The following is a 15,448-nucleotide window of genomic DNA, read 5'->3' as shown; positions in this document are numbered from 1 at the left end:
GTCCGGCGGGGTCAGCCGGCGAGGGTCGTCTCGAGGTCGGCGACCATGGTGTTCCACGTCGACACCGGGTCGGCGCCGTTGATGATCTGCGCCTGCGCGGCGTTCCACAGGTCCCAGACGGAGCCCATCTCGGGGATCGACGGCATCGGGACGCCGGTCTGCGCCGAGGCCACGAATCCGGCCGTGATCGGGTCGGACGACACCTCTTCGGCGAGCGTGGTCCACGCCGGGATGCGCGGGTCGGCCTCGTACAGCGCGCGCTGCGCGTCTTCGGTGCCGAGGTAGTTCACGAGGAACTCCTGCGCGAGCAGCGCGTTCTTGCTCTTGCTCGAGAGGTAGAAGCCCTGCACGCCGACGAACGGCGCAGCGGTCTCGCCACCCGCAGACGGGATCGGGTTCACGGCGACGTTGACGCCCTCGAACGCGCTGATGGCCCACGGGCCCTGGATCGTGTACGGGGCCTTGCCCGACGCGAACAGCTCGTTGTTGATGTCGTAGTCGACCGTGGTCGAGATGTAGCCGGTGCCGTTCGAGCCGTTGGCTCCGAGCCACGTGGCGAACGCCTCGCCGGGCGCGCCGCCCATGCCGACCTCGCTCGTGTACGAGCCGGTGTCGTCCTGCACGAAGACGGGGGCGCCGAACGAGGTCTGCAGTCCGTACATCGTGTATCCGTCGCCGGTCTCGCCACCCGTGTTGATGACGAACGGGCGCTCGGTGCCGGCGGCGACGCCCTTGGCGATCATGTCGTCCCAGCTGGCGGGAGCCTCCGCGCCGACCAGGTCGACGTTCTGCACGAGGGCGATGGTCTCGAGCGAGTACGGCATCGCATACAGCTGACCGTCGTACGTCATGGCGTCGAGCGCGACCTGCTCGAACTCCGACGCCTTGTCGCCCAGGTCGATCGTGTCGACGACACCGGCCGCGACGAGCGCGCCGAGCCAGTCGTGGGCGCCGACCGTGATGTCGGGGCCCTCTCCGGTCGGGACCTGTGCGATGAAGTCGTTGCGGAGGTCCTCGAAGTTCTTCTGCACGAGGGTGACCTTCGCGCCGGTCTCCTCCTCGAACGCCTCTGCGGCGGCGGTGATCGCGGCTTCGCGCTCGGCGTCCGTCCAGATGACGAGTTCCGCGCCGTCGCCGGATGCGGCGTCGTCGCCGCCTTCGGGTGCGCCGGCGGAGCAGCCCGCGAGGACCACGGCCGCGGCCAGAGCGAGTGCGCCGACTCCGATGTGCTTGCGCATGCGTTTTCCTATCTGTCGTGGCCGACGATGCGCTGCGCGTCATCGCGACCGGTGAGTGGGTGGTGCTGGGTGAAGCGGGTGGTGCGGGGTGAAGCGGTTCGTGCGGTTCGTGCGGTCAGTGGGAGGTGCGGATGACGGCGACGCCGCCCGCCGCGATGGTCAGGGCGCCCGAGACCTCGGCGCCGCTGAGGAGCTCGATGCCCGAGGCATCGAGCTCGACGTCGTCGTCACGGTGGTTCACGGCGATCCGGTAGACCGCGTCGGCGCCGTGACGCGTGATGACCTCGAGGCCGTCGGCGACACCCGACGGGGTGATGTCGGCATCCGCGTAGACCTCGTGGAGAAGGGCGCGCATGCCCGCGGCATCCAGACGGGTGCCGACGTACCAGCCGGTCCCGGCGCCATGCGCGTTGCGGGTGATCGCCGGCTCGCCCTCGCCGGGTCCGCCCGAGAAGTTCGCGACGACCTCGGCGCCTTCGAGCGCGATGTCCTCCTGCCAGACGTCGGCGACGATGCCCTCGTGGTCGACCCAGTCGAGGCCGTGGCTCTCGCCCTCGCGCAGCGGCAGGAACTCCTCGACCGTGAGGCCGAGCGCCTCGCGCAACGGCGCGACGAAGCCACCGGCGTGCACGGCGTCGTTCTCGTCGACGATCGCCGAGAAGAACGACACGAGCAGGGTGCCGCCGTCGTTGACGTAGGCGGTGAGGTTGGCGGCATCCGCCGTGCTCAGCAGGTACTGCGCCGGAGCGACGACCAGGCGGTAGCCCGAGAGGTCCTGGCCGGGCAGGGCGAAGTCGACCGTGATGCCGTCACGCCAGAGCTGCTCGTAGAAGCGGCGCACCTGGGCGGCGTGCGTGACGTCTTCGGACGGGCGCCACTCGAGGTCCTGCGCCCAGAACGATTCGAAGTCCCAGAGGATCGCGACGTCAGCCTTCACGACGCTGCCCTGCACCTCGTCGAGGCGGCCGAGTGCTGCACCCAGATCGACGACCTCGCGGAAGACCCGCGACTCGGTGCCGGCGTGCGGCAGCATCGCCGAGTGGAACTTCTCCGCACCGGAGCGCCCGGCGCGCCACTGGAAGAACAGGATGCCGTCGGCCCCGCGACCGAGGTGCGTGAGCGAGTTGCGCTTCATCTCTCCCCGGCGCTTCGCGATGTTGCGCGGCTGCCAGTTCACGGCCGAGGTCGAGTGCTCCATGAGGATCCACGGCTTGCCGCCGCCCACCGAGCGGCTGAGGTCGGCGGCGATCGCCAGGCCGATGTGAGCGTCTTCATCGGCGGCCCACAGGTAGTGGTCGTCCGAGACGATGTCGACCTCGCGGCCCCACGCCCAGAGGTCCGTGGTCCAGCTCTGGTTCGCCATGAAGTTGGTCGTGATCGGCTGGTCGGCGTGCGCGCGGATCGCGTCGCGCTCGGCGATGAAGCACGCGCGCAGCTGGTGATCGGTGAAGCGCGCGAAGTCCAGGCGCTGGGCGGGGTTCACGACGCTCGGGGCGATAGCCGGGGCGCCGACGTGCTCCCACGCCGAGTAGTGCTGGCCCCAGAAGGCGGTGCCCCACGCGCTGTTCAGTGCGTCGAGCGAGCCGTACTTCTCCTGGAGCCAGAGCCGGAAGGCGGCGACCGCGTTGGGCGAATAGTCCTCGCCGACGGGAACGCCGTACTCGTTGTGCACGTGCCACAGCACGACGGAAGGATGCTGTGCGTAACGCGCCGCGAGAGCATCCGCGATCCGCACGATCGCCTCGCGGTAGGCCGGCGACGAGTGCGAGGCCATGCCGCGCGAGCCGAAGCCCATCGTGCGGCCCTCGCGGTCGATGACGTGCGCGTCGGGGTTGCTCGCGAAGAACCAGGCGGGCGGCGATGCCGTCGGTGTGCCGAGGTCGACCCTGATGTCGTTCTCGTGCAGGAGGTCGAGCAGCTCGTCGAGCCAGGCGAAGTCGAACTCGCCCTCGGAGACCTCGATGAGCGCCCACGAGAAGATGCCGACACTGACCAGGTTCACCCCGGCCTCGCGCATCAGGATGACGTCTTCGCGCCACGTCTCGGGCGACCACTGCTCGGGGTTGTAGTCGCCGCCGTAGGCGATTCCGCGCAGGTCGGGCCAGGCGTGGGGCGAGGTCATCGGCACTCCATCGGGTCGGTGTGGTCGTGGTGCGGGTCCCGACGTGCTGTCGCTCATTCGACTGGGACCGGTCTCAGGTTGTCACGGGGACATGACTGGGACCGGTCTCAGTTCTACCCCAGGTTCGGCGTCGACCACAACCGCCGTTACCGAACTGAGACCGGTCCCAGGTTGGACTACCGCTGGACGGGATGCTGTGGGTAGAGTCACAGGCGATGAGTGATGTCAGCGCGAAGCGCAAGCCGACGATCCGCCAGATCGCGGCGCAGGCGGGGGTGTCCCGCAGCACGGTCTCGCGAGTGATCAACGGCGGGCACTGGGTGTCCCCCGACGCCAGGCAGGCCGTCGAAGAGGCGATCCTCGCCACCGGCTACACCGCCAACCACCATGCCCGCAGCCTCGCCACCGGCCGCGCCGGATCGCTCGCCTTCCTCCTGACCGAGCCGCAGCAGCTGCTGTTCGACGATCCGACCTTCGCGCTGCTGCTGCGCGGGGCCGCCGAAGCACTCGCCCAGCGGGCCATGACCCTCGTGCTGCTCGTCGCCGGAACCCCCGCCGAGCGCGAGAGCGTCGCCAAGTTCCTCAGCGCGGGACACGTCGACGGCGTCATGCTGATCTCGTCGCACGAGTCCGACCCGCTGCTCGATCAGCTGATCGAGGTCGGCATCCCGACTGTGTGCTGCGGCGTGCCGCTCGGGCATGAACGCGAGCTCTCGACGATCTCCGTCGACGAGATCGCCTCCGCCCGCACCATGGCCGCGCACCTCGTGACGCAGGGACACCGCCGCATCGGCATGATCGCCGGCCCCGACGACACCCCCGGTGGTCGCTATCGCCTGGTCGGCTTCCGCGAAGAGCTCGGCGACCTCTACGACGAATCGCTGGTCGAGCGCGGCGACTACTCGTACGAGTCAGGACTCGCCGCCATGACGCGGATGCTCGAGCACGACGTCGACGCGGTGTTCGCGGCATCCGACCGGATGGCGGCCGGAGCCATCGCCGCCGCCCGCCGCGCAGGGCGCCGCGTGCCCGAGGACATCGCGATCGCCGGCTTCGACGACTCAGGCCTCGCCGCCACCCATGAGCCGCCCATCACGACCATGCGCCAGCCGTGGGATCAGATCAGCGCGAAGATGGTCGCCGTGCTGCTCGAGGTCATCGCCGGGGCATCCCCCCGCTCGGTCATCCTCGACACCGAGCTCGTGGTGCGCGCGACCGCGTAGGCGGCATTCGCTCCCGCTGCCGCCCCCGCTCGTGCGCGCGCTCCCGCTCGCGCTCCCGCTCGCGCTCGCGCTCGCGCTCCCGCTGCCGCCCCCGCTCGTGCGCGCGCTGCGAAGGTGATCTCCCGCAGCGAAGGGCCGAAGGCCGCGTGAGGCCCTTCGCAGCGCGAGATCTCCTTCGGTGCGTGCGACGCTGACGACAGGACGCGTCGACGAGGTCTCGCTCGCCCCCTACGACCGGTCGAGCACCTCGCGGAGCGTGGCGGCGAATGCCTCGGGCTGCCCGGCATAGCCGAACTCGCCACCCATGAAGCCGCCGTGGTGACTGGGGAAGACCGTCGCCTGCTGGCCGAGCTGCTCGGCCAGGGCGATCGCGGTGCGGCCGGTGTAGACCTTCAGCGACTCCTCCCCGACAGCGACCACGATCCGCGTGGGCGCCGCCTTCAGAGCCTCGATATCCGGAACGTAGAGAGGAACCGCCCAGGAGAGTTCGGACAGCAACGGGTCGTCTCGCTTGCCATCGTCATCGGTCGGCATCCCGAATGCAGCGGGGTCAGGTGCGGGCTGAGCAAGGTATTCATCGGTGACTTCGCCCTCCCACGAGGTCATCGCGACGAACGCCGCCATTCCGGCTCCCCATCCCCTGTCCTGATACGCCCGCGTATAGGCCACCCGCGCACGATGCACAGCCTCAGCATCCGGTAGCACGCTGTCGATCGGCGGCTCGTGGGCGACCAGAGTCGCCACATCGTGCGGGTGCGCGGTGACCAGAGCGAGTGCACTCACGGCTCCGCCGCTGCTCGCGAGCATGTCGACCGGGCCGGCGCCGAGCGCCTCGATGATCGCGTGGACATCCTCGGCCTGGACATCCGGCTCGTTCGTGACGCCGCCGTCCTTGCGCGTGCTCCGTCCCAACCCTCGCGGGTCGTAGGTCACCACGGTGCGATCGTCGAACAGCTTCACCTGCGCCTGGAAGCCGCTCGCATCCATCGGCTGGCCGATCATCATCAGCGGAGGGCGGCCATCCTTCGTCGGGAGTGGCCCATGCACGTCGTAGACGAGGTCGACGTCCGGGAGCTCGAGGGTGTGCTGCGTCATCGGGTGGCCTCCTCGGCGTCGAACGATTCCACTGGGATGCTACGGCGCGGCATCCGCTGGCGCCAGCGCTTCGACACTTCTTCGTGACAGCCGACCGCACCCCGTCTCAGCCGACCGCATCCCGTCTCAGCCGACCGCCTCCCGTGTCAGCCGACCGCATCCCGTGAAGGAGATCTCGCTCGGCGAAGGATCGGATGCCGGATCCGCTCCTTCGTTGCGTGAGATCTCCTGCGATGCGCGAGCGCGAACGAGAACGCGAACGAGAACGCGAACGCGAACGAGAACGCGAACGCGAACGCGAACGAGAACGGCCCCCCGAACCGACTGGCGTCAGCCGCGCATGGCGACGCCGCGTCGCCAGTAGCCCATGAAGGCGACCTGCGAGCGGTCGATGCCGAGATCCTTGACCAGGTGGCGGCGCAGCGTCGTGACGACGCCGCTTTCGCCGGCGATCCAGAAGTAGCGCTCGGCGGGAGCATCCGCCGCCGCGATCTCCTCTCCGAGACCCGAGTAGTCGGGGGTCTCCCAGAGCAGGGCCTCCGTGTCGATGTCCTTCACGTCGATCTCGTCGGCGGCGTCTGCGTCGCCCAGGTACTCCAGCACCGCGGGGATCAGCCGCACGCCGTGGGGTTCGCCCGCATCGCGGGGCAGCCAGTGCACCTCGACGCCTGCGGGCGCATCGATGCGCAGGATGTCGGCAGGTGTGGGCACCTCGATGAACGCGCAGCCTCGCAGGTCGCTCGGGGCGTCCTCGAGGATGCGCGCGATCGCAGGGGCCGCGGTCTCGTCGCCGGCGAGCACGACGGACGTCGCCGTGCCCGGCTCGTACTCGGCACCACCATGAGCGGATGCGGGCACGCCCCGCCGAGGCCCGACGATGAAGAGCTCCTTGCCGACGGCGGCCGCATCGGCCCATCGTGACGCCGGCCCCGTGAGACCGGGCGCCAGGTGCAGTACGAAGTCGACGTCGAGCTCGGTGCCCGCATCCCTCACCCGCAGGTCACGCACCGAGTAGGTGCGCATGGATCCGCGGTCCTCCTCGGGGACGGCGAGGAAGGAACCCCACCAGTCGTCGGTCTCACGATCGAGATCGGGGAGGATGCCGGATGCCGGCGGGAACACGATCTTGATCCGAGAGTCGAAGACGTCACCCGGCGTGCCGAACTCGAGAAGGTCGTCGCCGCCGAACGTGATCCGCACGAAGTTCGGCGACACCCGTTCGACCCCGCGCACCTCGGCGCGAGCGAGCACGTAGGTGGGGCGTTCGGTCGTGGTCTCAGCGGACATGATGCCTTCCGATCGGGGTGACCATCGGCTTCCCGGAGACCGGGTCGATGGTGATCTGGTTCGCGAGGTCGAAGACCTCTTCGACGAGCTGGGCGGTCACGACATCCTGCGGAGCGCCGGTGGCGTGCACCCTGCCCTCCTTCATCGCGACGAGCTCGTCGGAATACCTCGCGGCGAGGTTGAGGTCATGCAGCACCATCACGATCGTGGTGCCGCGCGAGACGCTGAGGTCGGTGAGCAGATCGAGGACCTCGACCTGGTGAGCGACGTCGAGGAACGTGGTCGGCTCGTCGAGCAGCAGGATGTCGGTCTCCTGCGCGAGCGCCATGGCGATCCACACGCGCTGACGCTGGCCGCCCGAGAGCTCGTCCACGCTGCGGTCGGCGAGCTCGGTGGTGCCGGTGGCGGCCAGAGCATCCGCGACGACCTCGTAGTCGTGAGCGCTCCAGCGAGCCAGCATCTTCTGATGCGGATGCCGACCGCGGCCGACGAGATCCGCGACGGCGATGCCCTCGGGAGCGACGGGCGACTGTGGCAGCAGGCCGAGGATGCGCGCGACCTCCTTGGTGGGGCGCGCGTGCACCGACTTGCCGTCGAGCACGACCTGACCCGCCGTCGGCGAGAGCAGACGCGCGAGCGAACGCAGCAGGGTCGACTTGCCGCATCCGTTCGCGCCGACGATTGTGGTGATCTTGCCCGGCGCGATCGCGAGATCGAGGCCGTCGATGATCGTCCGGTCGCCGTAGGCGAGAGTGACGGACTCCGCCGTCAGAGTGTGCGCCTCGGTCACAGGGAGCCTCCCGAGCGGTTCGTGCGGATGAGCAGGTAGATGAGGTACGGAGCGCCGAGCACGCCGGTGATCACGCCGACCGGGTAGCGCTCGCCGAACGCGAACTGACCGATCAGGTCGCCTCCGAGCACGAGCACAGCGCCGATGAATGCGCTGGGGACGAGCAGGTTCGCTCCGGGCCCCGTGATGCGGGCCGCGATCGGACCCGCCATGAACGCCACGAACGCGATGGGGCCGGTCGCGGCGGTGGCGAACGCCAGCAGTGCGACTGCGCCGAGGATGAAGAGCAGACGAGTCGTGTTGACCCGCACCCCGAGACCGGATGCCGAATCGTCGCCGAGCTGCATCGCCCCGAGCGCCCTGCCCTGCAGGAGCAGCAGCGGCACGATGATGACGGCGGCGATCGCGAGCGGCATCACGCGTTCCCACGAGGCGTTGTTCAGGCTTCCGGTGAGCCACTGCATCGCGGTCTGGATGTCCCAGTTCGCCGCCCTCGACAGCATGTACGAGATGATGCTCTGCAGCATCGCCGCGACACCGATGCCGATCAGGATCAGTCGAGTGCCCGCGAAGCCGTTCTTGATCGACAGCAGGTAGATGAATCCTGCCGTGACGATCGCACCGCCGAGCGCGAGCAGCGAGACGATCGGCCCGTTGAGCGACAGCACGATGATGCCGAACACCGCTGCGGCGCCGGCGCCGTTCGAGATGCCGATGATGTCGGGCGAGGCGAGCGGGTTGCGCAGCAGCGTCTGGAACGAGACGCCGGCGATGCCGAACGCGAAACCCGCGAGGATCGCGAGCACCGCGCGGGGCAGGCGCAGCTCGCCGACGGTGAACGACGCCCCCGGCACGGTCTCGCCGAGGATCACGCGGATCACCTCGTCGAGCGGATAGAACGTGTTGCCGATCATGAGCGCCACGGCGAACAGCACGAGCAGCAGCGCACCGAGCACGATCGTGGCCGTGGCGTGGCGGCGGTGGCGCGAACGGCGGCCCGCGACGAGCGCGGCGACCTCGTCGCGGGTGCGGTCGGATGCTGCGGGAGTGTGGGCGGCAGCCCGGTCGATGGTGCTCACAGTTCACGCACCTTCTGACGACGGACGATCCAGATGAAGAACGGGGCGCCGATGATGGCGGTGATGATGCCGACCTGGATCTCCTCCGAGGTCGGCGCGATGACACGGCCGACGATGTCACTCGCGAGCAGCAGGGCGGCGCCGGCCATGGCCGAGAACGGCAGCAGCCAGCGGTGGTCGGTGCCGATCAGCATCCGGCAGACATGCGGGATCACGAGACCGACGAATCCGATGGGCCCGGCGATCGCGGTGGCTGCTCCGGCGAGGATCACGGCGCCGACCGCCGACATGAGGCGCGTGCGGAAGACGTGCTCGCCGAGTCCCTTCGCCATGTCGTCGCCGAGAGCGAGGGAGTTCATGCCCCGGGCGCTGGCGAAGCAGATCAGTGCGCCGAGCGCGAGCACCGGGGCGGTGATCGCGATGCGCGGCCACTCGGCACCGCCCACTCCGCCGATCTGCCACGACTGGAACGCCTGCAGCAGGTCGACGCGCGGCAGCATGACGGCGCTGATGAGCGAGGCGAAGGCGGCCGAGGTGGCGGCACCGGCGAGCGCGAGCTTGAGGGGCGTGGCACCGCCGCGTCCGAGCGAGCCGACGGTGTAGACGAACGCCGCGGCCAGGGCGGCGCCGATGATCGCGAGCGCCATCTGGCTGTAAGCGTCGGTGAGACCGAGGAAGGCGAGACCGAACACGACGGCGAGCGAAGCGCCGTTCGAGACGCCGAGGATGCCGGGGTCGGCGATCGGGTTGCGGGTGACCGCCTGCATCGTCGCGCCGGAGAGTGCGAGCGCTGCACCGACGAGGATCGCGAGCACCGTGCGCGGAAGGCGCTTGATGATCGCCGCCTGGGCGAGGGTGTCATCCTGCCCGGCGAGGGCGGCGAAGATGTCGTCGATGCTCACGGAGCGCACGCCGAAGCAGATCGACAGGATGCAGAGCACGAACAGCACTCCCAGGCCGACGAGCAGCCAGAGCGTGCGCGCCCATGCCGGGCGTCGCAGATCTGCGACGCCCGGCAGGGGAACGGTGACAACGGTCACGGGAATTCAGTGTGCGAAGGTGACGCCGACGGTCACTTCGCGGCGAGCGGTGCTGCCAGCAGGCCGAGGTAGTCGGACAGGCCCCACTGGATCGACAGCGGCGACGGGTTCGCCGAGGCCGCGATCGGGGTGGAGTCGGGCAGGATCACGATGTTGCCGGCGGCGATCGCGGGGATCTTCGACAGCAGCGGGTCGGCCTGCATGGTGGCGATGAGCGAGTCGTCGCCGTAGGTCACGAAGACATCGACGTCGTCGAAGGTGTCAGCCTCTTCGGAGCTCACCGAGAGGTAGAACTCCTTGCTGTCTGCGTTCTCCTCGACGATCGACGGAAGCGGGAGACCCAGGTCGTCGTGCAGGTAGCCGGGGCGCGTGTCGATCGCGGTGTAGTAGCCGACCTGGCTCAGGTCGCTCGGGTCGACGTACGCGAACAGCACCTTCTTGTCCTTGAGGGCGCTGTTCTCCTCGAGGGCGGCCTCGGCGTCGGCGTGCAGCTCTTCGATGAGGGCGTCGCCCTCCTCCTCGAGGCCGAGCGCCTTCGAGTTCATCTCGATCATCTCGTCGACCGGGGTGCCCCAGGCGACCTCGGGGTAGGCGACGACCGGTGCGATCTTCGAGAGCTGGTCGTACTCCTCCTGCGTCAGACCCGAGTACGCCGCGAGGATGACGTCGGGCTGGGTGTCGGCGACGGCCTCGTAGTCGATGCCGTCGGACTCGTCGAACAGCACGGGCTCTTCGCCGCCGAGCTCGTCGAGCTTGTCCTCGACCCAGGGGAGGATGCCGTTGTCGTCGTCGTCGCCCCACGTGGCCTTGCTCATGCCGACCGGGACGATGCCGAGAGCGAGGGGAACCTCGTGGTTCGCCCACGCGATCGTCGCGACGCGCTCGGGCTTCTCCTCGATCGTGGTCTCGCCGAACACGTGCTCGATCGTGACGGGGAAGGCACCGTCATCGGCGGGGTTGCCGCCGGCGGAGTCGGAGTTCGAGTCGGTCGACGACGTCGCGCAGGCCGTGAGGCCGACGGCCAGAGCCGCGGCGACACCGGCGGCGATGAGACGAGAGGTGCGCACAGGCGTTCCCTTCGGGTTGGGATGAGGGGGTGCGGCGCGGAGGGGCGCCAAGGCTTTGGTAAGCCTGGCCTAATCTAACAGAAAGTTAGGCAAGCCTCATCTTGGGTCCCTAGCCCGGGCGGCATCCTCGCCTCTCGTGCGGGGTCGACATCGCACCGCATCCGCCCGATGTGGAGGGGCACGGGCACGGGCACGGGCACGGGCACGGGCACGGGCACGGGCACGGGCAGAAAGTACCCGGACATGCAGAAAGCCGGCCGGATCCGTGAGGATCCGACCGGCTTCAGGAAGCCTATGCGCGCTCAGAGAGCGCGGATGTTCGCAGCCTGCATGCCCTTGGGGCCACGCTCAGCGTCGAATTCGACCTTCTGGTTCTCACGAAGCTCCTTGAAACCGGAGCCGGTGATTGCCGAGTAGTGGGCGAAGAGGTCGTCCGTGCCGTCATCGGGAGCGATGAAGCCGAAGCCCTTTTCCGCGTTGAACCATTTCACAGTGCCAGTGGCCATGTGTTTTCTACTTTCTGTTTTCAAACGGCCGCTTGCGCGGCCCGCGCCGTGACGGAACGTCCGACATACGCGCCTGCTCAACGTACCACGGCAGGCTGACCGGTGTCCCGGAAGTTCGGATTCTTCTGAAGAACAGCCGCCTCGGTGCGGGTGCTCACCCCGAGTTTGCGCAGCACGGCCGACACGTGGACGCTCACCGTCTTGACGCTGATGAAGAGCCGCTCCCCGATCTGGCGGTTGCTCAGACCCTCGGCGATCAGCTCGAGCACCTGCCGCTCGCGGGCGGTGAGCGGGTCGGCATCCGGTTCGACGCCGGCGGTGCCGGATGCTGCGGTGCCGGATGCGGTGCCGGATGCTGCGGCGAGGCCAGCCGCCGCTTGGAAACCACCGACGATCCGCCCCAGGGGAACGTGGCCGAGGCGCTCCGCCTGGCGCATCGCGGCCGAGAGCACGGCGCTCGCCTCCCCTCGGTCTCCTGCGTCGACGAGTGCGCGAGCGAGAGCCAGACGCGTGGTCACCGCGAACGTCACGGGCACATCGCGGTCGTCTGCGTGCTCGACCGCCTGGCGCAGGGCTGCGACGGACGGGAAGAGGAATGCCTCGAGGATCGTCTCCCACCTGTCGCCTCGCAGCTGCGAAGGTTGGGCGCGCCACGCGTCGCGCACGTCTGCGACCGCCGCCTCGACCTCGACGCCGGATGCCCGCAGCTCGGCGATGAACCATGCCGCCTCGAGCAGCAGTCGACGCTGATGCAGGGACACCGGCCCCTGATCGGCGAGCATCGCCCTGACTTCACCGAGAGCACCCGCGAGGTCGCCCCGCCCCTCGGCGACGGCCACGCGCATCATGACCTCGTCGTACCAGATCTGACGTTCGACCCGACCGGTCTCCTCGAATGCGGGGTGCCACTCGCGAAGGATCTCGGCCGCCTCCTCGTGTCTGCCTCGCCAGGAGAGCACCCGCACGCGCGTCATCGTGGAGTACATGTGCGAGATGCGCAGGGTCCGCTGAGCGAGCTCGCGCGCCAGCATCCCCTCGACCCGTTCGATCTCGCCCATCTCGAGCAGTGGCACGGCCATGTTCTGCGTCATCAGCGCGCCCGTGGTGCGCTCGACGCCGAAAGCGCGCGCGGGCGCGAGCCCCTCTTCGGCGACCCTGACGGCATCGCGATAGCGCCCCAGCAGGCCGAGCAGATCCGAATAGTTGACCCGGTATCTCATCTCGGCGTTCGTGCCTTTGGCGAGCTGCAGGGCGAGCGCGTACTCGCGGTGCCCCGCGTCGAGGTCGCCGAGGTGCGCGCGGGCTCCGCCCCGGACGTTCGCGGCGATCGATGCCTCGTCGTCCGACCCGGCGCGCGCGGCCCGCTCGCCCGCCTCCGCGGCCAACGCGATCGCCTCGTCGAGTCGCCCCGAGATCATGTAGCGACTGGCGAGCTGGTTCAGCACCGAGGCGCGCAGCCGGTCGTCGTCGACGCCCGCCTCGAGGATCTCGAGCGCCTGCTGCAGCAGCGGGACCGCGCCGGCGCGGCCGAGGTTCATCGTGTAGTACGCCTTGTCGCGCAGCAGCCGGGCGTGCATGCGGGGGTCGACCGTCGTCGGATCGACCTCGGCGAGCGCGAGGTCGACCACGGCGAGCGCCCGTTCTCCGTCTCCCGCGTTGCGCAGCACGGAACCGAGAGTGCGCAGCACCTCGAGGCGCGCCACACCCACGACGGCCTCGGCATCCGGCACCTGGATCCACAGGTCGAGAGCGAGCTCGCCGAAGCGGGCAGCGCTCGCGAAGGCGAACCGCGACTTGGCGTCGGCCATCGCGGTGACGGCCGCGGCGAGCGCTCGCCGGTCGTCTTGCGCGAGCTGCCAGTGATAGGCGAGCGCGGCGGAGTCGGCGGTTTCGGCCCCTGAGCAGTTCTCCTCGAGCGCCTCGGCATACGCCCGATGCAGCCGCGCTCTCTCGCCCGGGAGCAGATCGTCGTGCACGGCTTCGCGCAGCAGCGCATGCCGGAACCGGTAGTCGTCGTCGACCACGACGAGGATGCCGCTGAGCGTCGCCTCGCGGATCGCCTCGTCGAGGCGGGCTTCGGGCAGACCCGCGAGGCGGGTGACGAGCGGGTGGGTCAGCGGACGCTCGGCTCCCGAGACGACCTGCACCACCCGCCGGGCGTCATCGCTGAGACGGTCGAATCGGGCGAGCAGCAGGTCGCGCAGACTGCCGGGCAGGGGACCGGTCGAGCACCCGGCGAGCTCTTCGACGAAGAAGGGCACGCCCTCGGCTCGATCGTGGATGCGATCGAGCGCCGCGTCTGTCACGGGCTGCCCGGTGAGCGATTCGACGAGCGCACGGACAGCCGAGGTGTCGAGCCGATCGATCGCGACCCTCTCGAGCAGACGCGCGCGGGTGGACTCGCCGATGAAGCGGCTCACGGCATCGCCGCGTCGCACGTCGTCGGAGCGGCAGGTCAGGATCAGGAGGATGCGGCCGTGCCCGAGGGTGCGCAGCAGGAAGGAGAGCAGCGCCAGGGTCGACTCGTCAGCCCAGTGCAGGTCTTCGACGACGAGCACCTGCGGCGCGTGTTCGGCGGCCGCCTCGATGAGCGCCGCGATCGCATCGCGCAGGCGGTCAGGGCTCGTCTGGGATCGCTCGGTGGGGTTGAGCTCGGGCAGCAGCATGCCCAGCGCCTCGACGCCGACGCCGATCTCCTCCCGCACCCGGTCGGCGCCCATGCTCGCGACGATCGACCGGAGGATGCCGGCGAGCGGCCCGAAGGGCGTGCGCGACGCCCCGAGATCGAGGCACCAGCCGACATGCACGTCTGCGCGGTTCGCCACCTCGGCACTGAACTCGCGCAGCAGTCGCGACTTGCCGATGCCCGCCTCGCCCTCGATGAGCGCGGCCACCGGGACCCCGTCGACCGCTCGCCGGAACAGCTCGCGGATGGTCGCGAGCTCGGTCTCTCGGCCGACCATCGCGGCGCTGGGAGCGGACGGGGGCATGAATTCATCGTGCCACTCCCCTCCGACATCCGGCGTCGCGCTGCCGTCTGCCCGCAGCGGAGCGACGATCACCGGGCGGGTGCCGGTTCGCGGCCCGCGGATGCGCGGCGCTCGGGCTGCCGTGCAGCATCCGTCGCCGCGTCGCGCGATGCGTCGGTCGTGTGCAGCAGCCGGCCGGCCAGACGCCGGATCGGGCCGGGCTGCCTGCGGACCAGCTGATCGCTGCGCTCCTCGATGACGCGACGGCGTTCTGCCGCGCGAGCGAGCTGCTCCTGGTCGAACTCGGTCGATCTGTAGGCGAGATACGGGTGCTCGAACATGACATCTCCTCGGTGTGCGATGTCCTCAGAATCCGCTCTGAGTCGCCCCGACGACATCGGGAGGATGCCCTATCTTCCGTTCGTGAGTTCCCTAGTCGACGCCGGGCGTGCCGTCGTCCGGGCAGCGAAAGAGGTCCGAGCGGTGATGGGGGCACCACCGCTCGGACCTCAGCTCAGGGGTCGATCAGGCGTCGATGTCGCCGCGCCACGCACCGGTCTCGGTGCCGCGCTTCTCCATGAACTCCTTGAAGTTCTGGAGATCCTTCTTCACCGCGTGCGAGCCCGCGCCCACGAGCGAGCCGACCTTCTCGAGAAGCCCCTCGGGCTCCCAGTCGATCTGCACGGTCACGCGGGTCGTGAGGTCTTCGAGCTTGTGGAACGTCACGACGCCCGCATGCTCGGTCTCACCGCCGATGCTGTTCCACGCGACTCGCTCGTCGGGGTGCTGCTCGGTGATCTCCGCGTCGAACTCGCGCGTCGCGCCGCCCACGTTCACCTTCCAGCGGGTGTGCGTGTCGTCCAGCTGGACGATCGACTCCACCTCGTCGAGGAACTGCGGGAAGCTCTCGAACTGCGTCCACTGGTTGTACGCCACGTCGATGGGAACGTGTACGTCGATGGTCTCGATGATCTGCACCATGTGATGCTCCTCACTGTTCGTCGGTCGTGTCATCCCATTCAGCGGCGTTCG

13 protein-coding genes are annotated in these 15,448 nt (G+C 69.4%); 1 reads left to right on the top strand and 12 read right to left on the bottom strand.

Annotation, left to right across the window (positions count from 1 at the left end; all coding sequences use genetic code 11):
* Positions 1–11 precede the first annotated feature (11 nt).
* Complete coding sequence (locus ASE34_RS02920) at positions 12–1,238, bottom strand: extracellular solute-binding protein (RefSeq protein WP_056276340.1); 1,227 nt, start codon at positions 1,236–1,238, stop codon at positions 12–14.
* A 115-nt stretch (positions 1,239–1,353) separates the two neighbouring features.
* Complete coding sequence (locus ASE34_RS02915; protein ID WP_056276337.1) at positions 1,354–3,360, bottom strand: beta-galactosidase; 2,007 nt, start codon at positions 3,358–3,360, stop codon at positions 1,354–1,356.
* A 215-nt stretch (positions 3,361–3,575) separates the two neighbouring features.
* Between ASE34_RS02915 and ASE34_RS02910 the strand changes: the two genes are divergently transcribed.
* On the top strand, positions 3,576–4,583 hold the full coding sequence (locus ASE34_RS02910; RefSeq protein ID WP_056276334.1) for a LacI family DNA-binding transcriptional regulator: 1,008 nt from the start codon (positions 3,576–3,578) through the stop codon (positions 4,581–4,583).
* A 228-nt stretch (positions 4,584–4,811) separates the two neighbouring features.
* Here ASE34_RS02910 and ASE34_RS02905 read toward each other — a convergent pair whose 3' ends face one another.
* The 10 genes from ASE34_RS02905 to ASE34_RS02860 all read right to left on the bottom strand — a co-directional run bounded on the left by ASE34_RS02905 (position 4,812) and on the right by ASE34_RS02860 (position 15,397).
* Positions 4,812–5,678 carry an alpha/beta fold hydrolase gene (locus ASE34_RS02905; RefSeq protein ID WP_056276332.1) on the bottom strand — a complete coding sequence of 289 codons (867 nt, stop codon included), beginning with the start codon at positions 5,676–5,678 and terminating at the stop codon, positions 4,812–4,814.
* A gap of 330 nt (positions 5,679–6,008) precedes the next feature.
* Positions 6,009–6,965: a siderophore-interacting protein gene (locus ASE34_RS02900; protein ID WP_056276330.1), complete on the bottom strand. Its 957-nt coding sequence runs from the start codon at positions 6,963–6,965 to the stop codon at positions 6,009–6,011.
* Positions 6,955–7,755 (bottom strand): ABC transporter ATP-binding protein, encoded by an 801-nt coding sequence (locus tag ASE34_RS02895; protein ID WP_053098527.1) that lies wholly within the window; start codon positions 7,753–7,755, stop codon positions 6,955–6,957. The genes ASE34_RS02900 and ASE34_RS02895 overlap by 11 nt, the downstream gene beginning before the upstream one ends.
* Complete coding sequence (locus ASE34_RS02890) at positions 7,752–8,834, bottom strand: iron chelate uptake ABC transporter family permease subunit (RefSeq protein ID WP_082586485.1); 1,083 nt, start codon at positions 8,832–8,834, stop codon at positions 7,752–7,754. Before ASE34_RS02890 ends, ASE34_RS02895 begins: the two co-directional genes overlap by 4 nt.
* The gene (locus tag ASE34_RS02885) at positions 8,831–9,874 is read right to left on the bottom strand and encodes a FecCD family ABC transporter permease (RefSeq protein WP_082586484.1); all 1,044 of its coding nucleotides are present in this window, start codon (positions 9,872–9,874) and stop codon (positions 8,831–8,833) included. Before ASE34_RS02885 ends, ASE34_RS02890 begins: the two co-directional genes overlap by 4 nt.
* A gap of 32 nt (positions 9,875–9,906) precedes the next feature.
* A complete protein-coding gene (locus tag ASE34_RS02880; RefSeq protein WP_056276328.1) occupies positions 9,907–10,941 on the bottom strand; it encodes an iron-siderophore ABC transporter substrate-binding protein in 1,035 nt (344 codons plus the stop codon).
* A gap of 302 nt (positions 10,942–11,243) precedes the next feature.
* On the bottom strand, positions 11,244–11,447 hold the full coding sequence (locus tag ASE34_RS02875) for a cold-shock protein (protein WP_042538190.1): 204 nt from the start codon (positions 11,445–11,447) through the stop codon (positions 11,244–11,246).
* Positions 11,448–11,524: 77 nt separating this feature from the next.
* Positions 11,525–14,437, bottom strand: coding sequence for a helix-turn-helix transcriptional regulator (locus ASE34_RS02870; protein ID WP_157538068.1), 2,913 nt, complete (start codon positions 14,435–14,437; stop codon positions 11,525–11,527).
* 68 nt (positions 14,438–14,505) lie between these two features.
* Entirely contained in the window at positions 14,506–14,757 is a 252-nt protein-coding gene (locus tag ASE34_RS02865) for a hypothetical protein (RefSeq protein WP_056276321.1), read from the bottom strand.
* 184 nt (positions 14,758–14,941) lie between these two features.
* Positions 14,942–15,397: an SRPBCC family protein gene (locus tag ASE34_RS02860; protein WP_056276318.1), complete on the bottom strand. Its 456-nt coding sequence runs from the start codon at positions 15,395–15,397 to the stop codon at positions 14,942–14,944.
* Positions 15,398–15,448 lie beyond the last annotated feature (51 nt).

The sequence above is a fragment of the Microbacterium sp. Root280D1 genome, from assembly GCF_001428975.1.
Classification (GTDB): domain Bacteria; phylum Actinomycetota; class Actinomycetes; order Actinomycetales; family Microbacteriaceae; genus Microbacterium.
The sequence above is the reverse complement of the archived record's forward strand: the minus strand, read 5'-3'. Positions and strand labels throughout refer to the sequence as shown.